General features: G+C 59.9%; 21 protein-coding genes. 7 read left to right on the top strand and 14 right to left on the bottom strand.

Going from position 1 to position 26523, the window contains the following annotated elements; translation table 11 throughout:
* Window positions 1-21: 21 nt before the first annotated feature.
* From XH98_RS34970 to XH98_RS34905, 14 genes are all read right to left on the bottom strand, one after another.
* Window positions 22-1809 carry an FAD-dependent oxidoreductase gene (locus XH98_RS34970; protein ID WP_271598218.1) on the bottom strand — a complete coding sequence of 596 codons (1788 nt, stop codon included), beginning with the start codon at window positions 1807-1809 and terminating at the stop codon, window positions 22-24.
* Between the two features lie 35 nt (window positions 1810-1844).
* Window positions 1845-2747 carry an intradiol ring-cleavage dioxygenase gene (locus tag XH98_RS34965; RefSeq protein WP_271621265.1) on the bottom strand — a complete coding sequence of 301 codons (903 nt, stop codon included), beginning with the start codon at window positions 2745-2747 and terminating at the stop codon, window positions 1845-1847.
* A 25-nt stretch (window positions 2748-2772) separates the two neighbouring features.
* A complete protein-coding gene (locus XH98_RS34960) occupies window positions 2773-3897 on the bottom strand; it encodes a maleylacetate reductase (protein ID WP_271621264.1) in 1125 nt (374 codons plus the stop codon).
* A gap of 168 nt (window positions 3898-4065) precedes the next feature.
* Window positions 4066-4953, bottom strand: a complete 888-nt coding sequence (locus XH98_RS34955; RefSeq protein WP_271621263.1) for a helix-turn-helix domain-containing protein — start codon at window positions 4951-4953, stop codon at window positions 4066-4068.
* 76 nt (window positions 4954-5029) lie between these two features.
* The gene (locus XH98_RS34950) at window positions 5030-6232 is read right to left on the bottom strand and encodes an ABC transporter substrate-binding protein (RefSeq protein ID WP_271621262.1); all 1203 of its coding nucleotides are present in this window, start codon (window positions 6230-6232) and stop codon (window positions 5030-5032) included.
* 146 nt (window positions 6233-6378) lie between these two features.
* Window positions 6379-7275 (bottom strand): SDR family oxidoreductase, encoded by an 897-nt coding sequence (locus XH98_RS34945; protein ID WP_271598033.1) that lies wholly within the window; start codon window positions 7273-7275, stop codon window positions 6379-6381.
* Window positions 7276-7384: 109 nt separating this feature from the next.
* The gene (locus XH98_RS34940) at window positions 7385-8206 is read right to left on the bottom strand and encodes an SDR family NAD(P)-dependent oxidoreductase (RefSeq protein WP_271598034.1); all 822 of its coding nucleotides are present in this window, start codon (window positions 8204-8206) and stop codon (window positions 7385-7387) included.
* 262 nt (window positions 8207-8468) lie between these two features.
* Window positions 8469-10439, bottom strand: coding sequence for an acetoacetate--CoA ligase (locus XH98_RS34935; RefSeq protein ID WP_271621261.1), 1971 nt, complete (start codon window positions 10437-10439; stop codon window positions 8469-8471).
* Between the two features lie 268 nt (window positions 10440-10707).
* Complete coding sequence (locus XH98_RS34930) at window positions 10708-11784, bottom strand: alpha/beta hydrolase (RefSeq protein ID WP_271621260.1); 1077 nt, start codon at window positions 11782-11784, stop codon at window positions 10708-10710.
* Between the two features lie 18 nt (window positions 11785-11802).
* Window positions 11803-13053 carry an acyl-CoA dehydrogenase family protein gene (locus tag XH98_RS34925; protein ID WP_271621259.1) on the bottom strand — a complete coding sequence of 417 codons (1251 nt, stop codon included), beginning with the start codon at window positions 13051-13053 and terminating at the stop codon, window positions 11803-11805.
* Window positions 13054-13108: 55 nt separating this feature from the next.
* Window positions 13109-14356: an MFS transporter gene (locus XH98_RS34920; RefSeq protein ID WP_271621258.1), complete on the bottom strand. Its 1248-nt coding sequence runs from the start codon at window positions 14354-14356 to the stop codon at window positions 13109-13111.
* 45 nt (window positions 14357-14401) lie between these two features.
* Window positions 14402-15028 (bottom strand): NADPH-dependent FMN reductase, encoded by a 627-nt coding sequence (locus tag XH98_RS34915; protein ID WP_271598039.1) that lies wholly within the window; start codon window positions 15026-15028, stop codon window positions 14402-14404.
* Window positions 15029-15327: 299 nt separating this feature from the next.
* Window positions 15328-16263, bottom strand: a complete 936-nt coding sequence (locus tag XH98_RS34910) for a helix-turn-helix domain-containing protein (RefSeq protein WP_271621257.1) — start codon at window positions 16261-16263, stop codon at window positions 15328-15330.
* A 17-nt stretch (window positions 16264-16280) separates the two neighbouring features.
* Window positions 16281-17141, bottom strand: coding sequence for a helix-turn-helix domain-containing protein (locus XH98_RS34905; protein WP_271598041.1), 861 nt, complete (start codon window positions 17139-17141; stop codon window positions 16281-16283).
* Between the two features lie 1671 nt (window positions 17142-18812).
* Between XH98_RS34905 and XH98_RS34900 the strand changes: the two genes are divergently transcribed.
* The 7 genes from XH98_RS34900 (at window position 18813) to XH98_RS34870 (ending at window position 26516) form a co-directional block, all read left to right on the top strand.
* Window positions 18813-19967, top strand: coding sequence for a ferritin-like domain-containing protein (locus XH98_RS34900; RefSeq protein WP_271598042.1), 1155 nt, complete (start codon window positions 18813-18815; stop codon window positions 19965-19967).
* A gap of 42 nt (window positions 19968-20009) precedes the next feature.
* Window positions 20010-21272, top strand: coding sequence for a LodA/GoxA family CTQ-dependent oxidase (locus tag XH98_RS34895; RefSeq protein WP_271598043.1), 1263 nt, complete (start codon window positions 20010-20012; stop codon window positions 21270-21272).
* Between the two features lie 5 nt (window positions 21273-21277).
* Complete coding sequence (locus tag XH98_RS34890) at window positions 21278-22639, top strand: radical SAM/SPASM domain-containing protein (RefSeq protein WP_271598044.1); 1362 nt, start codon at window positions 21278-21280, stop codon at window positions 22637-22639.
* Window positions 22640-22661: 22 nt separating this feature from the next.
* The gene (qhpG, locus tag XH98_RS34885; protein ID WP_271598045.1) at window positions 22662-24074 is read left to right on the top strand and encodes a flavin-dependent monooxygenase QhpG; all 1413 of its coding nucleotides are present in this window, start codon (window positions 22662-22664) and stop codon (window positions 24072-24074) included.
* A gap of 576 nt (window positions 24075-24650) precedes the next feature.
* Entirely contained in the window at window positions 24651-25481 is an 831-nt protein-coding gene (locus tag XH98_RS34880) for a hypothetical protein (RefSeq protein WP_271598046.1), read from the top strand.
* A gap of 21 nt (window positions 25482-25502) precedes the next feature.
* Complete coding sequence (locus XH98_RS34875; RefSeq protein WP_271598047.1) at window positions 25503-25709, top strand: hypothetical protein; 207 nt, start codon at window positions 25503-25505, stop codon at window positions 25707-25709.
* A gap of 300 nt (window positions 25710-26009) precedes the next feature.
* The gene (locus XH98_RS34870) at window positions 26010-26516 is read left to right on the top strand and encodes a hypothetical protein (RefSeq protein ID WP_271598048.1); all 507 of its coding nucleotides are present in this window, start codon (window positions 26010-26012) and stop codon (window positions 26514-26516) included.
* Window positions 26517-26523 lie beyond the last annotated feature (7 nt).

Raw genomic sequence — 26523 nt, 5'->3', positions numbered from 1 at the left:
AACTATCCGGGCAGCGTCGCATCACGCGGCGACGGACTTCGCCTGCGCCTTCGCACTACGGCCGAGGATCTGGCCGAACACGTCGAGCAGCACGTCGGGGGCATTCACTGCCGCCTCTCTGGCGCGCCAGGCGACATACATGTCGGGACGCACCAGCACGCAGCCGTCCTCGTCGACTTCGCTCTGGCGGTACCAGTCGGCATAGATGTCGAGCGCATCGCAGCCTTGCGGGCCGATGGTGACGACATCGACCGGCAGGCCGTAGGCCTTCTCGACTGCGGCAGCCGCCGCCTTCCAGCCGTCGCCCCCGAGCCCGGTGAGCAGCGTGAAACGGCCCTTGCCAACAAGATCGAGCGTCGATTTGCGCTGGCCCCGATGCTCGACCCAGACATGCGGCAAGTGCGCGCCGGGCCAGGTGGTGGCCTGATAATAAAGTTCGTGATCGCGGCTGAATGCCGGCATCGGCGTGCCGTCGGACACCACGGCGGTCGAGCCATAGCGCTGGTTCATCTCGACGCCGTGGCAGTTGAACTCGTAGCTCTTGATGGAGATGGCCTCATAGAGCTTCTTGCGGCGCGCCTTGCCCTCGGCGGTCGGCGCCTTGCGCGCGGCGATCGCCTTGCGCGCCTCAATCGGATCGGTCGAGGCGACAAGTCCCACCGCCTCAAAGATCGGCGGGAACTCGCCGATGCTCTTGTTGGCGCGGGTCACGATCTGCTTGCCGACCGGTTGGCGCTCGGCCGAATAAGTCTCGAGCAGCGACGGAGCCGCATGGCCCTCTAGCACCAGCTTCAGCTTCCAGCACAAATTATAGGAGTCCTGGATCGAGGTGTTGGAGCCGAGGCCGTTGCTCGGCGGATGGCGGTGCACGGCATCGCCGGCGCAGAACACGCGGCCGGACGCGTAGTGGCCCGCATACATCTCGTTCACGGTCCAGGTCGAGGTCGAGCGGACCTTGACCTCCAGCGTCTCGTCGCCGACGAGATTGCGCACGATCGAGATCGCCTCGTCATTGCTGAGCTTGCGCTCGCCCTGCTCGATGTCGTAGCCCCAGATGATCAGCCATTCGTTCCAGGGCCGCACCATGCGGATCAGGCCGGCGCCGATGCCGCCGATCTCAGCGCCCGGCTGCAGCACCCAATAGAGTACACTCGGCCTGTGCGCGACGTATTTGCTCAAGTCCGCCTGCACGATGATGTTCATGCTGCCGGCGCGGCCCATCTGACCCTCCATCGGCAGCCCGATGACCTCGGCAACCCGGCTGCGGCCGCCATCGGCGCCGATCAGATATTTCGCGCGGATCTGGTAGGTCTCGCCGGATAGCCGATCCTTCACCGTTGCCGTGACGCCGTCGGCATCCTGCACCAGGTCGACGAACTCGGTGTTGAAGCAGAGCGAAGTGCCGCGCTGGCCGGCGGCCTCGATCAGGATCGGCTCGAGCAAATTCTGCGGCAGGTCGCAGATCCGGGTCGGGCTGGCGAGATCGTAGTCCGCCTTGCGCGAGGGATGATTGCCCCAGGAATAGAGCCGGCCGAACTCCTCGCCGGCGAGGCTTTCGCAGAACACGTTGTTCGCCATCAGATGCTGCGGCACCGCCTGCGCCACCGCCTTGTCCTCGAGGCCGAGATCGCGCAGCACCTCCATCGCACGCTGGTTGGTGATGTGGGCGCGCGGCGTGTCAGCCAGCCAGCCATATTTCGTCACCAGGATGTGCTTGACGCCGTACATGCCAAGCAGCGCCGCCGCCGTCGCGCCGGCCGGGCCGCTGCCGACGACAAGCACGTCGGTCTCGATCGGTTTGCTGGTCATCATCCTCTCCTTCGTCGTCTTGTTGGTTGCGATCGTCATTGCCCGGCCATCATCGGCCGGGGCACCAGCCCTGCGCCGGGCTTCATCTGGAAGTCGTAGGTCATCAGGTGCCACGGGCGGGAGACCCGCTCGCCGTTCGGCAGCGCGGCTTCGTTGCGCGGCTCGACGGGCGCGATAAGCTCGTCCTTGACGCCGAACACCACGTCGCTGCGCAGATATTGGTCGCCGTCCAGGAAGACGTGGGTGATCAGCGGCTCGTAGCCTTCGGCCTTGACCAGGAAGTGCACATGCGCGGGGCGCATCGGATGACGCTGCGTAGCGGTGATGAGATCGCCGACCGGGCCGTCGGTCGGGATCGGATAGCTGCACGGCAAGATCGTGCGGAACGAGAAGCGGCCGTCGGCATCGGTGACGAAGCGCGCGCGCAGCGACGGACCGTGGGTCGCGTAATCGGCCTTCTGCGAATCGTAGAAGCCGTCGTCGTCGGCATGCCAGACGTCGATCTCGGCACCGGCGAGCGGCTTGTTGGCGAGGTCGGTGACGCGGCTCTGCACGAACATCACTTCACCGTCGATGCCTTCGGAGATATTGGCACCGTGCGGCATAACGCGGTGCTCGCCGACATAGAACGGGCCGAGCACCGTGGTCTCGGTCGCGCCCTCGCGCTCGCGGTGATTGACGGCGTCGACCAGCATCGAGACGCCGAGCACGTCGGAGAGCAGGATGAACTCCTGGCGCAGCGGCGTGCAGGTCTGGCCGGTGCGGGTCAGGAATTCGATCGCCTGATTCCATTCCTCGAAGGTGAGTTCGGTGCGGCGCACCAGATCGTGCAGCGATTTCACCGTCTCCTCGATGAGGAACTTCAGCCGCTGGTTCGGCGTGTTGGCGAAGCTGCTGATCACCTCGTCAGTGAGGTTATGCTCGTTGAAATTGGCCATGGTGTTGTCCTTGGATCCCTGAGATTCACCCCTGCGCGGGCGCATCGCCGCGCCAGGCTGCCGCGATCAATTGCTCGATCGGCGCGCGATCAATCGGTCTTGGATTGGCATAGGGGTTGCGCACCGCCATCTCCGCGGCGCGTGCGATGCCGTCCTCGGGCATTCCGATGTCGGCGAGCGCGCGCGGCAGCGCGAGCTGCCGGGCAAGGTCAAACAGGCCCTGCGGAGCATTGGCGCTGTGCAGCGCCCGCGCGACGCGAGCCATGGCCTCAGGCGCGGCGGCGGCGTTGTAGGCGGCGGCGTGCGGCAGCACGATCGCGTGAGTTTCCGCATGCGGCAGGTTGAACATACCGCCCAGCACGTGGCAGAGCTTGTGGTGCAGCGACATGCCGACCGCGCCGAGGCAGATGCCGCACAGCCAGGCGCCATAGAGCGCATCGCGACGGGCGCCGGGATCGGCGGGCGCCACCATGATGCGCGGCAGCCCGCGGGCGAGCGCGGCGATGCCATCCTCCGCCATCAGCGAGGTCAGAGGATTGGCGTCGGGCGCATAAAGCGCCTCGACGGCGTGGGCGATCGCGTTCAGGCCGCTGGCGGCGGAAATGTGCGGCGGCAGGCTGATGGTGAGATCGACGTCGTAGATGACGGTATCAGGCACCAGATCCTGGGATTGCTGCGTGGTCTTGATGCCGTTGCTGGTCTCGCCAAGAATCGGCGTCATCTCGGAGCCGGCATAGGTGGTCGGCATCGCGATATGCGGCAACCCCGTGCGCAGCGAGAGCGCCTTGCCGAGTCCGACCGTCGAGCCGCCCCCGATCGCGACCAGGCCGTCGATGTCGCGGGACTCCACAATCCCAAGCGCTTCGTTGGTGACTTCAACCGGCGTATGCATGCGTGCGCCGGCAAACAGCCCGGCGAGCCTGTCACCGAGGCCCGTGCCGAGCCGCCGCCCGAGGTCGTGCTGCTCGCTTGTGGTCAGCACCAGCGCCCGCTTGATGCCGAGGCGCTCTGCCTCCTCGCCGAGTCGCGCCGAGGTGCCGGCACCGAACAGGACGCGATATTGCTGCGAACAGTAGGCAAACACGCCCTTGCCGGCATCACCGGCCCTTGCAACGGACGCGCCTCCGGCGTCGGCCAGCGCGATGCTCATGGCAATCCTCCCAAGCCGGCGAACCGGCGATCTCATGTCGTTGGGAGGAAGCTAGGGGCGGGCTGGCGCGGCGGGCCTGCACGAAACCGAAGAAAATCTGCACAAAACCGGAAAAATAACACAGGGCCGAATCGGGCCTTCGACAGCCGTGGCCGCGATCAGCGGAACCTAGTGGCTGTGTCGGTATCGTCCGGGTGTTATGCCAGTAAAGCGGCGGAACATCCGCGTGAAATGCTCTTGATGGGAGAAGCCGCAAGCGAGCGCGATCTCGGCCAGACTCAGGGTCTCGTCGGCAAGCAGCGCCCTGGCGCGCTCTATGCGCAAATTGAGCACGTATTGATAAGGCGAGACGCCGTTGGTCGCCTTGAAAAGCCGCACGAAATACTCGGTGCTGCGGCCGCACAGCTCCGCCAGCTGGTCGAGACGGATATCGCTATCGATATTGGCATCAACGAATTCGCGAATGCGTGCCATCTGCCTGCCACTGAGCAGGTTCGGATGCTTGCCGGCTTCCGTGCTCGGCTTGTGGAAGTTGATCGCCACGAAACGGTTGGCGATCGCTTGCGCGATCGGATCGACGAACAGCGACGAGGCCGGCAGACCACCGGTGATGGTATCACCGATCGCCGAGGCAAGATGCTCCAGCACAGCGTCCTGATCGCCGAGCATCGGCGCGAGGCCGTTGATCACGCCGGACGACCCGTCAGGGCCGGCGAACAGGTCGGAGCGCAGATAGATGTGGGTGGATTCCAGCGGTTCGCGCAGGAGCACGTTGCATGCATGGCCCGCCGGCAGGAAGAAAACGCCACCGCGCGGGATGTGCCGGGCAACCGACTTGCCGTCCATTACATACGTGATGTCGACCGGGCCGCCCCGATGTAACACCATCAGATTGTCGGATAGTGCGTGGAAGTGCCCCTCAAACGGCCGTTCGCGCTGAACCGAGGCAAATGCGGACGACCAGCCGAGCCCTTCGCTCGAGCCGCGGAATTCGGCCTGGAAGCGGTTCAGGATCCCGTGCGTCTCCTGCACCCCAAAATTCGACGTCGCCTGCATCCGACAGACCAAGGGCTCGAGGCTTCGGTGTCGCGGAGTAAATCCCAACGGTCCTCAGTTTTCAATATAATCGACCCTACTTGGTCGAGAGCACCTCCCCGAAGCGCTCCCACTGCTTGCCGGTGAAGCGCATGAATTGCAGCTGCTCGACCGGCAGATGGTCACTCTCGCCGGTATTGACCTTGATGCCGGGCAGTAGCATCGGCAATTCCAGGTCCTTGATCGACAGCGCCTGCCGCAGGATGTTCTCGCGACTGAGGTCGTTGCCGGCGGTCTTGAGCACGTGCTCCAGCACCATGCCGTTGTTGTAACTGTTGACGTAGTTGGAATCGCGGATATCGCCGTCAGGCACGTATTTGGCCATGTAGTCGCGCCACCCCTTCACGCCGGGATCGTCCGCCCATGCCGGATCGAGCGGATCCTTGACATAGGCGCTCGAGATGATGCCTGTGCCGGCGTCGAGCCCGGCGGGCTCCATCACCGAGGACATCCATACCGACACATTGGTCAGGAACATGATCGGACGCCAGTTGATCTCGTAAGCCTTGCGGATCGCCTGCGCAGCGAATTTCGGCGTCGCGGCGATCACGAGCGCATCCGCGCCGGTCGATTTGAGCTTCACGATCTGCGAATCGACCGTCGGCTCGGTCGTCTCGTAGGTCGCCGCCGTGACTGCCGTCTCGTAACGATCGCCGAGCACGTCCCTGAGCCCGGCGAGGTAGTCGCGACCGAAATCGTCGTTCTGCGCCAGCACCGCGAAAGTCGCGTCGGCCTTCTTCTGCAGCGCATAGCGCGCATACAGGCGGGCCTCGTTGCGGAACGGCGCCATCACCCCCATCAGCGTCAGGGGAAACTGCGCGGGATCACCGAACTTCGAGGCGCCGGAGGCGACGAACAGCTGGGGCACCTTCTTAGCCGCCAGATATTTGGCGATCGCCGTGTTGTGCGCGGTCCCCATCGTCGAGAAGATGAACGAGACGTCGTCGCTCTCGACCAGGCGGCGCGTCTGCTCGACGGTCTTGGGCGGCACGTAGCTGTCGTCGAGCGAGAGCAGGTTGACCTTGCGGCCGTTGATCCCGCCGCGGTCGTTGACCATCTTGAAATAGGCGACCTCGCCCTTGCCGAGGATGCCGAATGCGGACACTGGCCCGCTATATGGCATCGTCTGTCCGATGCGGATCTCGGTGGCGGTGACGCCGGGCTCGTCTTCGGCTACAGCCGGCGCCGCGAGAACGGACCAGACCACGTACAGCCCTGCAGCTGCGATAGCGCTTCGCATCGACACCTCCCTGATAGGCCGCGCTGAGAGCGGCTGTTTGTCCGGAGGATTGCTTCCCCCGATTCTTGCGACGTCTTTCGAATTACTCGGCTGCGAGCGGGCGTCCAATGGAGATGGGCACGGTCCTCGCGCGCCGGATCGAAGTTCTAACCAATGCTCGCAGCCAAGCGCTTGGCCTCCGTCGTCGCTTGCCGGCGCATCGCTTCGAACTGTTGCCGTTTCGGATCGACGTCTCGATCGGTAGGGAACGACTGAAGTATCTCTCCGAACGACTCTGCGACTTCGTCTTTGAATTCGCCGTGCGGAAGAATGTATGGCTGGTTCCCGACGATTCCTTCGACCACCCGTTCGCCTACGGCGAGAGGATCCATCCCGGCTTCCAACGGCGAACCGCCGGCCGCGAACGGGCCGCCCGCCGATTGAGCAGAAGCGGACGTGTTGAGGTGAAGCGTCGTGTCGACGAGATTGCTGCGAACCAGACCGGGACAAAGGAGCGAAACGCCGATGTTGTGCGGTCCGAGCGCCATACGCAACGACTCCGTCAGGCCGCGCACCGCAAATTTGGATGTCGAGTAGATGCCGCCGGGATTTGGAAGCGCGAGGATGCCGGCCATCGAGGAGGTGTTGACGATGTGACCACCTTCTCCATGCGCCCGAATCCGGGGAACGAACGTCGCGACGCCGTTGACGACGCCCCCGACGTTGATGTTCATGACAAAATCCCAATCCGCGAAGCTCGCGTCTTCCATAGCCACTATGCTCGATACGCCTGCATTGTTGCAGAGTATGTGGACCTTGCCGAATACCTTCTCGCTCTCCGTCGCGGCCCGCGCCATTGACTCGCGGTCGGTAACGTCCAGACGGATCAGATGGTAGTTCTTGTTGGAGCGATCGAGGGCGGAAGCCGCCGCATCGAGATGCGATTGACGGACGTCCGCGATAACGACCTTCACCCCATGTTGCAGGAACGCGCGGGCCATTCCGAACCCGATCCCACTCGCGCCTCCCGTGATGAACGCGACCTTGTCTTCGATATCTTTCATTCGATGGTGCTCCTGATTCCTTGCGCACGCCCCTCGACGTCATCGCGCCTTCTCGAGCATGAGCGTCTTTGACAGCGTCCGCGGCCGCCTTCCAGCATTCGACGCCGATTCAAGCGAGCCTCTTTCCGAGGCTCACACCGCCATCAATCGGAATTTGCGCACCGGTAATGTAGCTAGATGCGGGGGACGACAGGAAAAGAGCCAATCCCTTCAGGTCGTCAGCGTCTCCAATGCGGCCGATCGGGATCGTGGCTCCTATTGAATTCTGGACCTCGGGTTGCTTTAGCCACCCACCTCCTATGTTCGTGACGATGAACCCGGGCGCGACTGCGTTCACGCGGATTTTGTGTGGGGCCAGTTCGAGCGCAGCGTTGCGCGCCAGATGTGCTGCTCCCGCCTTCGCGGCCATGTAGGCCGCCCCTATCATGCCCTCATTCAAGTAGGCGGCGATCGATGTCGTGACCACGATGCTCCCGCCTCCTCCGCCTCGTTTCATGTGGCGCGCGGCAGCGCGAATGGTGGCGAAGATGCCATTGAGATTGACCTCAATGTTTCTGTTCCACCGCTCGTCCTCGTAGTTTTCGATAGCACCTGCCTCGGACGGGCTGCCGTCCGGGTTGGAAAAGCCAATTCCGGGATCGATGCCCGCGTTGGCAAAAACCACGTCGAGGCGTCCGTATTCTGCTGCGACTTCTGCGAAGACCTGATCGACCGCCTTGCGATCAGTCACATCAAGTTTGTGACCTCGAACGTCCAAACCTCTTGCGGAGAGCCGGTCCACCTGTTTACCCAGAGAGACCGAGTCCATATCAAGGATCGCGACCCGTGCACCGCTATCGGCCAGTGCTTCGACAAAAGCGAGACCGATGCCGCTGGCGCCGCCCGTGACAATCGCGCCATAGCCCTCGACAGAGAACCTCTCGAACATCATCGGCGCCCCCCTAATCGAACAGCCTATGCCATCCCGTGGGATGTCTAGCTGTTCGCAAGCCAATGCGAGGTCGCCTCGCCAGCATTGGACAATGCCATGCGCGTCTCCCCCAAAGAATTCCGCGTCGTTCTTGCGCAGCGTTTGTCGAAGCAATTTAGGAGAGGCTGGATACCGCCGCCTGCACAAATCGATCCGGCTTGCAAAAAACTGACACAAACTGCATGTCGCAATGCGCCATCATCGTCGGAGTGCCATTCCCGCCCTACACCGGCTGCGGCAGGTTCAGCTGCTCCGCGAACCGGACGAAGTATTCGAAGCTCGCCGGGTTCGCCATGGAATCCGGGCTCGCCACCCTTTCGGCAGGAGTGCCAAGCAGCAGCTTGCGCACCGGAAGCTCCATCTTCTTGCCGGTCAGGGTGCGTGGGATCTCCTCGACCTGGAAGATATCGCTCGGGACGTGGCGAGCGGAGCCGTAGGTGCGGATCTGCGTGGCGATCCTCGCCTTTAGTTCATCCGTGAGCATGAGCCCCGGCTGCAGCACGACGAAGAGCGGCATGTAGGATTCTCGGCCGAGATACTCGAGGTCGACAACCAGACTGTCGCGAATTTCTGCGATGTCCTCGACAACGCGGTAGATCTCCGCGGTTCCGATACGGATGCCAAACCGGTTGATGGTGGTATCGGAGCGACCGTAGATCTGGCTGGTCCCGGCGGCTGAAAAACGGACCCAGTCGCCCTGTCGCCAGCGGCCGGGAAACTGCTCGAAGTAGCTCTCCCGGTAGCGTCGGCCGCCCTCATCGTTCCAGAAGAAAACCGGCATCGACGGCATCGGCTTGACGATGACGAGCTCGCCGACCTCGTCGATGACCGGCTCACCCGCCTCGTTGAAGGCGAATGCTGCGACGCCCAGTTCACGGCATTGGATTTCTCCGGCATGGACCGGCAGCACAGGACTGCAGCTCACGAAGCCCGAAGCTATGTCGGTACCGCCGCTGATCGACGCAAGCCAAAGATCTGATTTGATCGCGTCGTAGACCCACCGATAGGCCTCGGCCGGCAGCGGCGAGCCGGTCGAGCTGATCGACCGCAGCTTCTCCAGCGCGACGAATTCCCGAGGGCGCAAGCCGTCCTTCATGCAGTTGGTGAGAAACGCGGCGCCGCAGCCGAAATGCGTGACGCCGAACGCATCCAGCAACTTCCAGATCGCCCCATTGTCCGGCCAGGCCGGATTGCCGTCGTACAGCACGATCGAGGCACCCGTCAGCAGCGCGCCGACCTGCAGGTTCCACACGATCCATCCAGTGCTTGCCAGGAACATCAGGCGTTCGCCGGGACGCAGGTCGTGCTGGAGCGACATGGTTTTGAGATGGGTAAGGACGATACCGCCGTGGCCGTGCACTATTCCTTTCGGCAAGCCCGTCGTTCCCGAGGAATAGACGATCCAGAGCGGGTGCGAGAACGGCACTCGATCGAACTGCAATTCGGCATCGCCGCTGACGGCATCGCCCCAGCTCATCGCGTTGCGCCATCGGATCGGCCGCTCCGCGGCGAGCGGGCCGGGGACATGGATGATGTGACCGACGCTCGGAAGCCCCTCGCGCAACTCCTCGACGATAGGCGCGCGATCGTGGGTCTTGCCGTTATAGGTGTAGCTGTCGGCGGCAAACAGAACTGTCGGCTCGATCTGGCCGAAACGATCGAGCACCATGGTTCGCCCCATCTCGGGAGAGCAACTGGACCAGATGGCGCCAATGCTGGCGCACGCCAGAAGCGCAACGACCGTCTCCGGACGATTCGGCAGGTAGGAGGCGACGCGGTCACCCCGCTTGATGCCGAGACGACGCAGTGTTGCCGCCAGTGCGGCTGTCTGTTGCCGCAGAGCTTCCCAGCTAACCTCCCGGGCCTCGCCCGTTTCACTGAGCACGACGAGCGCAGGCGATTCGGGCCGAGCAGCGCGGAAGATGTGCTCGGCATAGTTCAGGCGGGTATTCGGAAACCAATCGGCGCCGGGCATCGCGTCCGATTGCAGCACGGGGGTCGGGTCGCCGTCTGCCCGCACGTCGAAATAGTCCCAGATCGACGCCCAGAAGGTGTTCAAGTCGTTCGTCGACCAGCGCCAGAGGTCCTCGTAGTCCTCGAACTCGCGACCGTGGCGCTCATCAAGCCAACTCATGTAATCCCACAAGCGAGACCCGACGATCTTGTCTTCGGACGGGGTCCAGAGCAGCTCCAAAGTCGCAGTTGCTTTCATCGTCAGTTCTTTCACTACTTGCGGCGCCCTCCGCTATCCAAGCATCGAGCGAGTAAGCCTATTCGAGCTTCGGCGAGGGGCGCACCGGCGTGCAAGGCTCTCACTGGCATCGTCGAACACCAGCAAGCTACGACAATCCCGGGATTCCTTTGCCCAGATCCGAAGGCGTCCGCCAACTTGGCCGGCTCATGGATGGCCGGCCAGACTTCCGGCCGCTGCTTCACAAGATGCGGCGGCGCGAAAAATCGCATTATGTTGGTCGTGACCTCACATATTCCGAGATCCACCTTTCCAGGAAAGCAGCGATGTCATCGCTGTTCTTTTCTTGCATCATCAGGTGGCCGTTGCCGCGCAGGCCATGGTCTTCGAGCCGCAGATGGACGGCTCGCACGCCTGCCTGAACGAGATAATCGACGGTGCCGTGGTCGTGCATGGACCAGGCCGACGCCTCCGATGTCACGACAGCAACGGGCATCGATGCGAGGTTGGGAAGACGCCTGGCCGGCTCTTTCTGAACGAAGCAGTCCGCCAGCCCCGGCTTCGGCGCCTTGCGGATTTCGCGCCGCAGTTCAGTTGGGCCTTTGACGGGCGGATCGAACGTCATCGGGATCGCAGTGAGTCCGTAAGAGAGGTCGCCCAGCCCCATTGGCAATTGGGCGAAAGGCGGCCCCATTGGCTCAACCGCGACAATGCCTTTCACCAGGTGCGGTCGACTATCGGCCACGAGCCAACCGAAGGGAGCTCCCATGGAATGGGTGAGCAGGATCGCCGGACCGATACGATCCAGCAATTCGGCTCCGGCTCGCTGCATCAGCTGTTGGGTCTGTGCCAAAAACACAAGGAACGGACCTTGGGTCGCGATGAATTGGTCCAGGGCAGGATCGCCGACGACGCCGGAGCCGGGCCACTGATTGTGCTTTTGCGCGTTGGGCCAGCTGTTCGGCTGCTTGCCGGGCGCGCTAAACAGCGTCATGGCAAATTCGTAGGTCAGCGGAGGTGTCATGGGACCCAGAGCCTCCGGATGCAGGGGTGAGCGACCGTGCCCTGGGCGGTCGACGACATAGACCGCATAACCCTGTTTCAGAAAGTAAGTGGCCCATCCAGGCCGTCCATCGGGAGTACCGAGAAAATCCGTTCCCTGCCCCCCACCTCCATGCACCATCACGATGGGATATGGATGCCGGATGTGCTCCGGGATCTGATATTGTACGAACATCTGGCCCGCAGCGATGGTGCCATTCGGTGTCTGCTGGCGCACCAAGCCGGTCCAAAAGAATCCCTGATCTGCCAGCACCAACGGAGCAGGTTTTGCTTTAGTTTGGGTCACGTCCCCCTCCGACTTTCTTCAGAGATCCAGAAAACCGGTCGGCAGCCCGAGATTGCTGCGACCAATGTACTTCGCGAAGGTCATGTATTGGGAGGACATGTGTCCTCGATACATCTGGGCGTCGCCAAAGTATCGAACCATCCTTGAGCCCTTCCGCGCCGCGGTCGACCCGGCGGTCTGGAACAAGAGTTCGATGGCTTCGCAGGCAAGACGTGCGCCGGTCTGCAGCATTCCCCAAAGTCGCAAGTTTTCTTCCACGGAGGCTTGCAAACCCGTCTTCGCCCACCGCTGGCAGTACTCCATGTGCTTACGCAAACCCTGGAGCAGCACGCCTTCGGCCGCATCGGTCAACGCTATGGCGCGGCCATAGTTGACCTGGAAATCAGTCTCGAAGGCGCGCTTGATGAAAGGTGGAACAAATGTGTTTTGCGAGAACAGGATATCGCGATATTCATCGATCGCCGCGCGCGCGGCACCGATGATAGGCGATGTCAGGGACGCGTGATAAGGACCCATGAGAACGCCGAGATACATCGGGTTGCCATGCAATCGCGTTCCGGGTGTACCCTCGGAGAGATCCTGCTTCACACCCAGCGCGTCGAAGAACGCGGTCATGTGCTCGGGCACGAAGACGTTGTCCAGCTTGACGCTGTTCGAGCCGGAGCCGCGCATGCCCAAGGTGCGGTCTCCACCCCAATCGCCCAGAATTGTGTATTGCCCCCGCGGCACAACGAAGTGGAGCATTCGTGGTGGGAACGACGTTTGAAGCAACGTCGCGCCCAGGAAGTGCGTGCTGTGCGGTATTCCCGACGAATATGGCCACACACCATTGATGATATAGCCGCCCTCGACCGGCAGGCACGTGCCGCCCGGGGCAGCCCGGTGCGGTGACGCGAAATGTCCGGATGTACCGAAGATTTCGATCTGTGCAGCTTCCGACCAGTGCGAGGCTATGACGGGCGCATGAGAAGCGGCCAACGTCAAGCACCACCCTGCGGACGGATGACCGCGCGATATCTCCACCATGACGCGAAAAAATGTTTCGTAATCGAACTCGTAGCCACCAAACATTTTGGGCTGCAAGATCCGATAGAAACCAGCATCGATGAACTTCTGCTGGATTTCGTCCGAATAATGTCCCCGCTCATCGGTCTCGTCTTGCGATTCCCGCAGCAGCGTTCTCATCGAGGCGGCGCGGTCGACCAGATCCTGCGGAGTGAGGTGAGGCTCCGGTGCCGGCAGGCTCTTGCGGATGGCCTGAACGTTCATTTCGATCTCCTGATATTTCCGTTGAACGCGGTTGCAGCTAACCGGCGATAGGGATTCATGCCGGCGAACTCACAATCATCCTCTTGTGGCGCTCGAGCACCCGCGGCGCGGTTTCGTCCAGCATCAGGCAAAGCAAGCCTGCACAGATACAAAGCGTAGCGGCGATCCACATCGAGCTGGACGGACCGAACACGTCGGAAGCGATCCCGGCGAGGGCCGGGCCCGCGAAGCCGCCCGCGACCTCGCCCACCCCCATGATGAAGCCAAGCGCAGTAGCAACATGGGTCCGCGGGATCGTCTCGGACGGCACGGTGGCCATGAACAACGAGAAGCTGCCAACGGCGAGATGGCCGACGCCCATGAACAACACCAATAACGGCAACGGACCGTCGAACGTGACGATCGCCACCGGGGCGATCACGCCAACGAAGCCTGACAAGATGAGAATCGGACGGCGGCCAAATCGATCCGACAGCGCCGGTACGATGATCGAAGACGCGACCGTTGCAATGCCGGTCGCGGCCACGGCGACGCTCATCACGCTGGGCGACAGACCGCGGACCTGCACCAGGTAGATCGGAAGGAACGTTATCTGGATCAGGAGCCAAGACACCATCAGGCAGCTCACGATCGCGCAAACCCAGATGTTGCGATGTTTCAGCATCGTCGAAAGCGGGATCGTGTTGCGCGCAGACGCAGCCGATATCGGAGCGGCACCCGACGAAGGTTCACGGATAAATGCGACGATCAGCGCCGCCACCACGAAGCCAGGCACCGCCGCAATGTAGAAAGCACTTCTCCAGCCGTAGATCTGCCCAATCGCGACGAGCACCAGAGGAGCGGCAAAATTACTTAGAAGCGCGCTGAAGAAATTCTGCAGAACGCCCATGTTGAAGCCGCGACGGTGCTCCGACGATTCTGCAGCCATGATCGATTGCGCGATCGGGAGGACAGGTCCTTCCGCAAATCCCATAACGAGGCGCGCGGCAAGCAACGTCAGAAACGAATTGGCCAGACCGGATCCTACCGAGCAGATCGAGAAGATCACTATCGCGCAGACCAGGAGCGTTTTGCGATTTTGAAAATAGTCCGAAAGAGTGCCGACGGCATAGCCGGCGATTGCCCAGGTCAGCGCCAGGCCACCCGCGAGGGCACCCAGCTGGGTGTTGTTCAGATGGAGCTCAGGCACCAGAAATGGTGCTAGAAAATTCAGCGCCAGACGGTCGAAAAATACGAAGCCAAACGCCGCTCCCATCAACACGACAACGAGATTTTCATAACTAAAGATGCGATTCTTGCTCATGACCCCTCCCTAGTGTTTCCCGTTCTGCTTGTTTACGGCCGCGTTCTATGCGCATTGCGCCGACGCGGCTTCTGATGTTTGAGGCGCGAGCCCATTGCGCCGGCTCTCATATAGCCGCCGCATTCTCGCGAACTCGACGACCTGCTCGGCCACGAATGCGAGCTGTTGCGCTATGATTGGATCACTGCACGCACCATCTGCGGAAAATGGCCTCTGCGCGGCGTTAATCACCGCTGAAAATGGAGTCGGCCAACCGCGCAGCGCGTGAACAATCGTCCGCAGAGTCCCCAGCGTCGCTCCCATGGCTTGGGCTCCGCCCGCGCATACGATTGCGCCGACGGCGCGTCCGGCAAGATAGCTGCGCGCATCGGCACGGAGATCCTCAGTGTAGTCTATTGCGTTCTTCACCAGGCCGGAGATCGAGCCATGATAGCTTGGGGTGGCTATGATGACGCCGTCTGCGGTGCGCAGCGCTTCGACCAGCGACATCGCACGCTCCGTACGTTCAATGGCGTCGTAGTGAGGGAGATTCAACGATTGCCCGGCGAAGATCTGCGTTTTCGCACCGAGCCGCGCGGCTTCCGTCAAAGCCAGGCGGAGCGCCCTCTCCGAGGTTGATCCGTCGCGCAACGTGCCGCCGATCCCGACGACGAGCGGAGACCAGTCCTTCATCGCAGCGGCCCACTTTCCTGCGCAACATGACCACCCGAGGTGCAAGGCGCCTCAAGCGAATGCTGGCCAATTTGGATATGCGAGCACCCTCGCCCGGCATCGAACAATGCCATGCGCGTCTCTCCCCATCATCGGCGCCGTGATTGCGTCTGGCGCCTCTTCGTGAGGTGAAAGTAGGACATGCCGGGTGGCCAAGCCTGCACAAACCGGACCGGTTTGCAGGAAACTGACACAAACTGCCCGCTTCGTTTACGGGAAACGAGCCAGCGTTCAGATCGGAAAGGCAGATCGTGGAGTTCTTAATTCATTGCCCGTCGATAAGCGCCCGGCGACAAGCCCGTCATCCGACGGAACGTGTTCGTGAAATGTTGCTGGTGCGCAAACCCGCATTGCCGCGCGACATCCGCAAGGCCAATGTTTGTGTCCGTCAGGAGTCGTTTCGCATGATGAATTCGCACTCCCACAACGTAGCGGTGAGGAGACACGCCCAGCGAAGACTTGAACACCCGTATGAAATACTCGGGACTTACGCCGCAGATCGCAGCCAAATCGTCCAGCTTGATGCAATCCGCGATATTGGCTTCGACAAAATCACGAATCGAGCGGACGCTACGTGTACTCAGCTGGCGTTCCACAGCACGCGGCGCTTTCCGCTCCCGTGCATTGAGCACGACAAGGCGATTGGCTAATGCATGCGCAATCGAATCGGCCAGGAGGGAGCACGAGTTATCACCCTCGCGCACCATTTCCTCCACCACTGCCAGGAGATTGCTGGTGAGGGGCTCCGGCTCACCCAACACGGGCAAGAGGCCAAAATCGGAGTTCTGCACTTTACCTTCAGAGCCGGAAAACAGTTCAGGACGCAGGTACACATGGATCGAGTTCAACGGCGTATTTAGCGTCACCTCACAGTCGCGGCGCGGCGGTAGGAAAAAGATCCCCTTCTCCTGCAAGTGCCTGGATACGACACGTCCATCGATCCGATAGGTAACATCGACTGGTCCACTAGCTGCAGTCACCAGCAGGGCGTTGGCATTGGCTTCGAAGCGGCCCCTGAACGGCTCTTCCCGCTGAACCGATGCGAACATAGTCGACCAGCCGAGCCCCGCACTGGATGCCTCGCGTTTCACGGCGAACTGTCGCAGCACGGAATGGACCTCGCCTCCGTCGAAAGGCCGCGCGGTATGCTCATCTTGCGCTGCGGCTGGCGATGGTCGATCGGAGCGTTTCTGCATTGGCCCTGGCTGCTTGTTCAGTTGACGCTGCGACGGTATCGACCGGGCGTTTGACCCGTCAGCCTGCGGAAGGCACGCGTCAAGTGTTCCTGATGGGAGAAGCCACAGCGCAGTGCTATCTCAGCGAGGCCTTCCTGGTCTTGCTCGATCAATCGCTTGGCCCGTTCGACACGTGCCGCGATCACATATTGGTATGGTGACTTGCCGGTCGTTGCCGCAAAAGCCCGAACGAACGACTTTGTGCCGATGCCGCACGCGCTGGCCATCGCAGCAAGAGTGATCTCACCCTCGAGATTTGCCTCGATGAAATCCTTGACGCGCCGGAGTTCGTTGTCCGGCAGCCCAGCGGTCTGAACCCGCCACGGTTCGCTACTCCTGCTGATCGCGGAGACCCTATTCGCAAGCGCCCGCGCGATCGGATCGATGAAGAGATCTGAATTCGAGACGTTCTCGCAAACCGCCTGCTCAACCGCCTGCGCCAGATGCTGTATAACCACATCCCGTTCGACCAGCAGCGGCGTAACATTGTGGACAGGAATTAAGTTTGCGCGGAGATAAATATGGAGAGTATCCAGCGCTCCATGCAATCCCACCTCGCACGCTTGACCTGCCGGCAAAAAAAAGATGCTTCCTTTCGGAATGCAACGTGAAGTGACGTGCCCGCCGGATGCAAAGGTCGTCTGCACGGGGCCGCTGCGGTGCAACACAATAAGGTCGTCAGCAATCGCGTCGAACCGCCCCTCGAAGGGATTCTCCCGTTGGATCGACGCGTAAATCGAAGACCATCCATGCCCCTCACTCGTTGCACGGATGTCCGCACCAAACCGCTGCAGAACACCGTGGGTATCGGAGCCTCTAAACTCGCGCTTGGCTTCCATCTCGTGCTCCGCGTGTAGTCAACTGACGGGGCCCGCTGCAGCGCAATATGCGCCTCGTGGTGATGAACGATAGTTCCTTATAACCACGATGCTGTAAGCACGCCAGCGCCTTCCTTCGTCTGACCGAGCCTCCGCAAGGGAGAGGTAAGGGGCTGGAGCTAATCAGTTCTGTCGCCAAGATATTCGACAGGTCGTCGATAAGGATGATGCGCTGACTTAGCGCATGGGATCTTTGGTAACGCCGATATCGAAGGTCACGACGAGATTGTTCCATGGATCAAAGCGAAAGATCTTTCCATAGACTGGCTAGATCAGTTTCATTCGGGCCAAACAGGATCGAGCACGAGTAAATCAGACGGGCTGGCGCAGAAACACCGAGCTTTGGCGCACACGGCGAATGCACTGTCGCAAGTTCGTGATAGACGCGCGCGGACATAGGGTTCGGCATAAATCTCCTGGTGGCACAAATACGTATCGACGAATGGAAATAACACTGCGTTGACATCAGCGAATGCGCCATCGCAGTTTTCGAGACGACGGAAGTGAAGATTACGCCAAAGGGATTTTCTGACGCGTCATTCCTTGCACTGACGCTGCTAGCTAGGACCGCATCGAACCTGAGGGCCGCTCTGATCTTGCTCGATGCCAAACAGATTGTAGAGGCTCGCACTATTGCGCGCTGCTGTCTGGAAAACCTTTATTGGATTGTTGGCCTAGCTGAAGACGGCGATGAACGAACTCAGTCACAAGCGAGCCATAGGACAGGCAATCTTTGCAGGTGACTACACGCTCGACCAGCAGATCGAGCAGCCGTTGCGCAACCAAATGCGATATCTAAACCGCCGCGGCTCTATAATGAGAACGCTGAATCCCCAAGGCTGTGGCTGGTATTCGCGATGACTTCAAGCAAACCTACATCTTCTACTCCCAGCTTTCCTCGGACTCTGCCCACCCGTCCGTTTCGGCTCTCAATCGCTATGTCGTGAGCAACCACCCCGAGGGGCCAGGCTTCGATACCAACCCTTTGGTTCGGCCTGCAGAGATCGAGGAAACCTTCGAATATCTTTCGATGGCCGCTCTGGGTGTCTGTATAGGGCCAATCAAATAGTCGGCGGCACTTCGGCCAGTGAGCGTGCCAAGCGGCGTGTGGAGCTTTCCCATCTTTCGAGAATGGCAGTGGATGGCACCGAGCCAAACAGCGGAAGGCCCACGGAAGGAGCCGCCTAGTCGCTTGGTAAAAGGAGATTGGGAACAATTGGTAGCGGGGGTCCGATACATCGCGAAACCCACTACTGTGGAAGCGCTATTTTCTTACCGGCGGGCAGCTTAGCTTGCTCAAAACGACTTTATCGGCAAGCCGCCAGTGCTGTTGACGTGCTGTTGGCTGGCCAGCGGGCAGCTCTCGCCGTTCTGATTGTGAATCGGCGCTGAAGCATAAGCAAACGCTTGGGGCTCGCGGTTGCACAATTCGCTTGCGAAAACCTTTAGGTTGAGACATCATATCGGCAGAAACTATGCCTATTTCAAAATGCAGGGTGCACCTGTTCCTGCGGTGCAACAATACAAAATTCTGCCTTCCGTTCCGTGCCCCTCGGCAAAGCGCGGATTAGTGCGGTCTGGCAGGGCCTGCCACGCGATGTTTGACTACCCCTAGCGACGTGAGGGTCCGCTATGGACACCACTAGATACGCCCCGCTGATTGTAAATTCCAAGCTCGCGCGAGACCTTCACGGCATCCAGACGGCGTCAATTCGGGATGAAGCTGCCCGTCAAAAACTTGGAGCGTTGTTGCAGAGTGCCTTGCAACTCGAATTTGCAACGATACCGACATATCTCTCGGCGGCGTTTAGTCTGACCGGAAACAGCGAGATCTATGAACTGATCCTGCGGACCGCGATCGAAGAGATGCTTCACTTCACTGCGGTGGCCAACCTCATGAACGCCATCGGTATAGCTCCCGATATCGTGGCTGCGGTGCCCCAATATCCCTGCAAGCTCGACGTCATCGATCCTCCGCTAACGCTCGACCTTCGTTCGTTTTCATTCGATCTCATCGAAAAGCTCTTTATGGCCGTTGAAGCGCCGGAGCGACACGTCGAATTCCCGACTGTGGCGATGGTAGAGGCACCGCCTCGCACGATCGGCCAGTTTTATGCGGGAATCATCGACATCATCAAACAAGACAAAATCCCCGGCCTCTTCGAAAACGCCGCGCGCGACGCCTACAAACAACGCGAGGCCAAGCCCAATTTTCATGAGATTGCTTACGTCAATGATCAGGACAGCAGCAAGTATCCACTCAAACAGGAAATAAATTTCAAGATCACCGACAAGGACACCGCCGCCGCGCATTTGCGCTGGGTGGTGAGCGAGGGCGAAGGCGAGGCGCCCTACAATCCACTCGATGCGGAAGGCCTGCCCGGTCATCATTATCGCTTTCAGTCCATTCTCAAGTCGCGATATCTCGTTCCAAACAAGAATGTTGAGTTGAAGTATTCCTTTTCCGGAGGGAGCCTTCCTTTCGATCAATCGGGCGTGCATGAATTCGACCGCAACGCGAAGGCCGGCGACTATCAAGCGTTTCCCGCAGTCGCGGCCCAGATGAAGGCTTTCAATGAGAAGTACAGCAAAATGATCAATCTGCTTCACAGCGCCTTCAACTGCCCAAGCCCAGCGCAGCAGGACGGGGCTGTGGCTGCTTACCAAGACGCGCTGCGCATCATGCGGAGCATAGGCAATGCGGCCAGTCTCATCGTTCAAGAGGCTGACAACAACCACATAAAGGCCGGCGTGCCTTTCGAATATGCCGGACCAGACATCGCTTGATCGCAATCATCGACATGCACCAGCAACCGGAGGGCTCGACCCATGGCGTTCCCGAACGATCTCACAAACGTGGCGGTCTTCAAGATCCATCCGGCAATTGGATGCGCACGCCTTGCCAACAACGACGATTACTATGAATTTTTCGAATACGAAGAGAAGCGCAAGGCAGAACAAGGGGAAAGCCTGAAATTCATGTCCGTGCGCAACGGCAAGCACCGGATGATGCGGCAGGCCGTGCGGTTCAGAATATTCGCCTACGGCGCCAACGGCAGCGAGATCGGAGAACTGACCGCGGCGATCATGGGCCAACTCGGAATCACGCCGACCTGGACCGCCAGCGTGGCGAACCGAAAGCTTAATGTGTGGTCACAAGGAAACACACCGGTGGTCGAAGCGCAGGCCTCGGCCACGGGAGGTGAAACAAAGCGATTGGAAGGCAACAATCCCTGGCATGCGGACAAGAAAGTCTGGCTCGGCGAAATCGCCGGCAATGGCCTTTTCGTGCCTCCGAAGGGAGGCGTTTATCGGAAGACTGAAAACACCCCGATTCCGGGCTACGAGGACCACGACAAGGACAACGGCATTTTGGATACGACCTGCGATGGCTCAATAAGTGTCAGCCTGGCGGGCGCCGGAAACCTGGCTGTCGTTCCTGCCAGCGTCATCGTCGCTCCACAGGACCACTCGCCCGACGTGGGACCTGGACAGCTCAATCCGCAGGATAGCGACGCAGATCACAACAAGGATTTTATCAAACGGACACGGAAATTACTGAATATTCCTGCGAATGCGATTTTGACCGGAGCAGGGTACGCAATGGATGTTGCAATGATGAATACCCTGAACGCCGATTATAATCCCGGGATGGAAATATGCCTGAGAAAAAACGGTACTGCGCTGCCCAATCCCGCCAGCGCGTTCTATCCACGAGGGCAACAGAACATCGACGCCAGCGAAATCCGGCCCAGCTACGAGGCTGGCCGTGCAAAACCGGGCCAGTTGACAGGCGGGCTGTGCTCAGCCTGGCAAACGGATCTGAGCGCATGCCTAGATTATTGGACCTCGACCTATCCGGATTCGGTCACCTTCAGCCAGGATCCCAAACAACGGTCACTCGCGCGAAAGAAGTTCGCGTCGAACGGGCCAGTGGTGTACGAACCGGAATGGCTGAATGCCTACATCGACATGATGGAGGTCGGACGCGACCTCGAAGGTAGTCCCCGATCCCTGGATGGGACCGAGCGAGACGGCAACGATGATGTTGGCGATGCTCCCACCGCTCCGTTTCCGCTGGAGCCATCGTAGCGACAATGCTCGACACCGGCGAGGAGCACGATCGGCACAGGCATACGCGGCCGCGCTCGGCAGCGTTCCATCGCTTCGACAGCGCGGCCGGGCATTTTGCCCTGGATGTCGAGAGTGGGAGGATTCACCACCTAGCCGCCATGCGCGCCAACACTCTGGACGCGATATTACGGTTGGGCGATGTGGGCCGCGCCGAGATGACAGCTCTGGCATTTGGAATCGCGACACCGTGCGCAGAGGCAGCCGCGCCGCCGCGTAGCGTTCCTGTCAAAGCGATATCGCTTGCCGTCGCGCAGTCATGCAATCTCGGCTGCACCTATTGCTATGCGCAGCAGGGAACGTTCGGCGAGAAGGAAGACAACATGGCTCCGGCTGTGGCAAAAGCCGCGATCGACCAACTCATTGAAGCCGCTCAGCCTGGCGAAGCTCTCACCTTGGCGTTCATGGGCGGAGAGCCACTCGTCAATCGCAAGACGCTGCATGCCTCGACTCGATATGCCGCGGGCAAGGCGACCGCACGCGGTATCCGAATCGGCTTCTCCATGACGACCAACGCCACCTTGCTGCGCGACGAGGACTTCGCGCTTTTCCAGGAATACGACTTTACGCTGACAATCAGCCTTGACGGCCTGCATGCAACGCATGACCGGCTGAGACCATATCGGTCGGGCAGCGGCAGCTTCGAAAAGGTGGCGAAGAATGTGCGTGCTCTCCTGGCGGCCGACGATCGGCGTTACCGAGTCCTCGCGCGCGTTACAGTGACGCCGAAAAACCTCGACCTTCCAGAGATCATGACGGGCGTGTTAGGCATGGGTTTCGACGCCGTCATGTTTTCACCCATGCTCAGCGCACCGTCCGGCAAGGACGAGATGCTCGCGCCCGATCTGGACCGGTTGCTCGATCAGCTGATCAGGTGCGGAGAGAGCTTTCGCGAGGCGTTGCGGCAGGGCCGTATCCTGCCGCTCTCGAATGTCATCAAGACTCTGCAGCGTATTCATCACTACCAGCGGGAGAACTACCCTTGCGGTGCCGGGGGCGGTTACATGGGCGTGGCGGCGGACGGTGGATTGTATGCCTGTCACCGTTTCGTCAACGATGACGAAGGACTCATGGGTGACGTCTTCGGCGGCGTCGACCCGGACAGGCAATCGAGCTGGCTTGATCGTCGTCATCTTGAGAAACAGGCTCCCTGCGGCGGTTGCTGGGCGCGCTACCTCTGCTCCGGAGGTTGCCACTACGAAGCGATCAAGCGCGGCCGCCCGGCCTGCGACTACATCCGTGGGTGGACGGCGTATTGCCTTGGCCTCTACACCGAACTGATGCACACACAGCCTGACGCTTTGCAAAAGATTCTCATTAGCCATTGATTTCCTCGCTGCGGACAAGGACATGGAATTTGCCACCGAGCATGATGTCGTCGTCCTCGGTGCAGGACCGGGAGGAAGCTCGGCCGCGATCCGATTGTCCCAACTGGGGCTGAACGTCGGCGTCGTCGAACGGCGCCGGTTTCCGCGCAGCCACGTCGGCATTTGCGTGTCGGATCACACGATCCCGTTGATCGAATACCTCGGCCTTGGCCATGAATTCGGCCGCGCACAATTCTGGCGGCGCCATCTCACGGCCGTCAGGTGGGGAGACTCGGAGACAAGGCTCGTCCCGCAGGCAGGATATCATGTGGATCGGGGGGTCTTCGACCAACTCATGTTGCGCGGATCGCGCTCGGCGGGAGCGAAAATCTGCCAGCCAGCCGAGGTGATCGAGGTCAAACGCCTGGAGGGGCCGGGCTGGGCGATAACGATCGCTGCCGAAGAACGGCGCCAACTATTGAAGACGCGGTTTATCATCGATGCCGCCGGGAGGCGTCCGGCGATTGGAGGAGCGCGCATCAAGGATGGGCCCCCGCTGATATCGGTCCATGCGAATTGGGCGCTCAAGCAAGCGGCCGAGTTCGACGGTCTGATCGAGGCCGGGGAGGACGCTTGGCTATGGTATGCCCAGACTGCGCGCGACCGCGCCGTCGTCTCGGTCTTCTGTGACCCGCGCCGCCTCAGAGTGGGCGAGAAGGGCGGCATGCAGGCGAAATACTCGGGGCTGCTTTGCCAATTCCGGACGCTCGACCTGGGGCGAATGGGGCGGCAATGTTCCGATCCGGAGGTATGCGATGCCAGCAGTCATCACGCTGAGCATCCCATGGGAGACGATTACATTCGACTTGGGGATTCCTGTTTCAGCGTGGATCCGCTGTCCTCGCAGGGCGTGCACTTAGCACTGCAATCCGGCCTGCAAGGCGCAATTGTCGTCAACACCATGCTGAGAAAGCCGGAAAACAGAAAAGCCGCACAGCAGTTCTTTCGAATGCGCGTCGCTGAACGGATCGATCGCTATGCTGGCAGGACCAGTCAAGAGTATTGGCGTATGTCGACCGCATGCTCGAACGCATTTTGGCGCGAGCGCGGAAGCGACACCTCTGAGTCCGCAAGCGACGTGCCGCATCCCCGCGCGGAATCGTCGCTGACTCACCCAACGGATCAAGTCGCCTTATCGCCAAGGCTCACGTTCGAACTGACGCCAGCGATCAATGGAGCCTTCGTGGACGTTCGTTGCGCTCTCAGACATCCCAACATCGACGGTGCCATTGCATATGTTGACGGCGTGGATTTGGTTCAACTGGTTCGTGCTCTTCCAAACAAATTCGCCTATCGCGACGCTCCGAAGATATGGGAAGGTCATGTCCCGTTGGCTGCCGGCACCAACATAGCCTCATGGCTATGGACCAGAGGCATCTTGGTGCCGGCGACGTGAGAATTGGCGTATGCTGCCCGTGGCTTGCCGAGCCGAAGCTCGCGTGCCCGGAGGGCCGCTTCGCCTTCGCCATTCTCGATGACAGTGCCATCAAGCAACCAGCAAAAGGCAAATTGCAGTCTGCGGCGTGCCTCATTCTGAGCCATGATCGGCATGTTTGAGACTGCCGCTTGCATCTCTTGCGATCTAAACTTTTTGTCTTCAGGCGTCGGGTCGACGACACGCCCAATTCATTGGGCTCTTGTACATCATGCTCATAACCTGTTTCCACAGCGGCACATGCCTTGGAAGCTCGCGCACCAGCAAAAGTCAAACCCGAAACAAACCGGCTGCTGTTGCTCAATCTCTTCCTCAGCACCTGCCTGCGTCAGCTAAACCAAAAACGTCGACGGACCGCTCATGCGTCAACCGCGCGGGCAACCGAACAGGTTGTTTTGCCTGTTGCAATCAAACAACAGTAGAGAAGGAAGCGCAGCTAGCTTAGGTTGAGGAGCTGGCGTCGTGTAACTTATCGGCATTTGATCAACGTGTTTCTGAGTGCCTGCTGTGTTATTGTGTTGATTTTTCGGAGTTGCCATGCGTACCTCCCGGATTGTTGTGCCCATTTTGGGCGGTGTTTTCCTTAGTGCCTGTGGCACGTATGTCCCGGATACGCAGGACTTTCCGGGCAATCAGAACGATCAGCAGCTGCTGGTGAGCGCGGTCGTTCAAAGCATCCACTGCGAAGTTGGGAATGCAATTTCGGATTTATACGAAAAAGCGAAGCAGTACCCGGACATGCTTCCGATGACTAAGGCCCTAGAGACCTGGGGGATGCAGTTAACGCTATCTCTTAAGACAGAAGAAAAGGGGGCACTCAGTCCAGCGGTGGTGTGGACACCCCCGTCACCCGCAACAGCGTTGTTTTCGTTGAGTGGCGGATTGACGGCTAGCGCTGACGCGATAAGGACCGACAAAATTTACTTCTACTACTTGATAAAAGATCTCAAGCAATATCGCTGTCCGACAGGGGTTCAACCAAGAGGGCCTGTGTCGTCACCGCTCATACAGAACAGCTTAAAATTCCACGACTATCTTTTTGACGTGCTGCTACCTGTCGGCAATGGTGAAATTAACCTGCCTACAAATCCTGCCGAGGCTCTCAGTACGAATGTGCTCTATTACGAGGTGAGCTTTGAGATCATCAATTCTGGAAATCTAACGCCAGCATGGACATTCACTCGAGTAGTAGTAAATCCTGCAGGGACAACGTTTGCATCCGCCTTAAGGGATAGAACGCACGACCTTCAAATAACTATGGGGCCGGGCAACACCATAGGTTTGACCGGCCCGGCACAGACCGCGCAATTGTCAGGGGACATTGGATTGTCAGTTGCAAATAGCGTCAGGACGCTAACGGGGCGCTAGGCGGTTGAGAGGGAAACGTAGATGGCGAAAGCAAAGAAGGCGAAAAAGGCAGCGAAAGCAAAAAAGACAGTAAAAAAAGCTGCTGCGTCATTTGAATTGGCAGCCAATCATCCGGAAAAGCGATACCCGGGAAGTGACGGCATTCACGACATACTGTGCCGATGGACACCTGGCCAGGGAACGGTGTGCAAGCAAGTGCCTAAAGGTGGAAGCTGGAATGATGCTTAGACGTAACTCATCACCTTCAGCGCGACCTTCCAACTACCGGCGTACCGAGGCTATTTTCGTTGAGCAAACGGTCAACACCGTCTTGGTGACGAATGGGAGCTTTGCGGCTCCTTGCTCGACCGGAAAGACGTTCTGGATACCCGTCTGACGTGCCACCAACTTTCATCCAGCAGCGATTTAGCGCCTCACGGCATTGGTAGTTTGAGCAATCGGCTGGCCGAAGCGCCAGGCTACGAAGATGCGCGAGTGACATGGCGAGACCGCGACAATACACAACTAGCTTAATGATAGGCTATTGCGATGAGAAATCTGCTTTTCTTGCTGATCGCGTTCGCTGGAGCGACTTCACCTGTCTTCGCAGGGATGCCTAACCCACATGTCGAGAACTGGGCTGATCGTCGGCACATGATAGTCGGCTCTGACCTAGAGCCTCAGCATTACGCGACGGCAGACATTTCGACACCGGACAGCAATGGCGTGGTCAACGTATTGATCACATGCGAAAACGGCACGCCGGGCTCCAGTTGGAACGGATATTTCAGCGTTCTTTTCCGCAAAGGAGAAAATGTGCTGGCCTCCGCCGTCGAGCGCTGCCAAATCACCAGGAGCCCCTTCGAACCACATAAAAAGTACCGCAAGATGGTCCCGGTAGACCTTTCCAAAGTCATTTGCCGCGTCGATAACGTTCGAACGAGCATCACTGCGAGTCCTCTTGCAATCAAACCATCCCCCAAAGACGCGCCTTTGTGCGAAGCGAGCGCAAGTCTCGGTCAGAGGATGACTTTGATGCAGAACCACGAGAAATAAACTGTGC

Origin of the sequence: Bradyrhizobium sp. CCBAU 51745, assembly GCF_028128715.1 — a bacterium.
In the GTDB taxonomy this organism is placed as follows: Bacteria; Pseudomonadota; Alphaproteobacteria; order Rhizobiales; family Xanthobacteraceae; genus Bradyrhizobium; species Bradyrhizobium manausense.
This window is presented reverse-complemented; position numbering and strand designations above follow the sequence as displayed.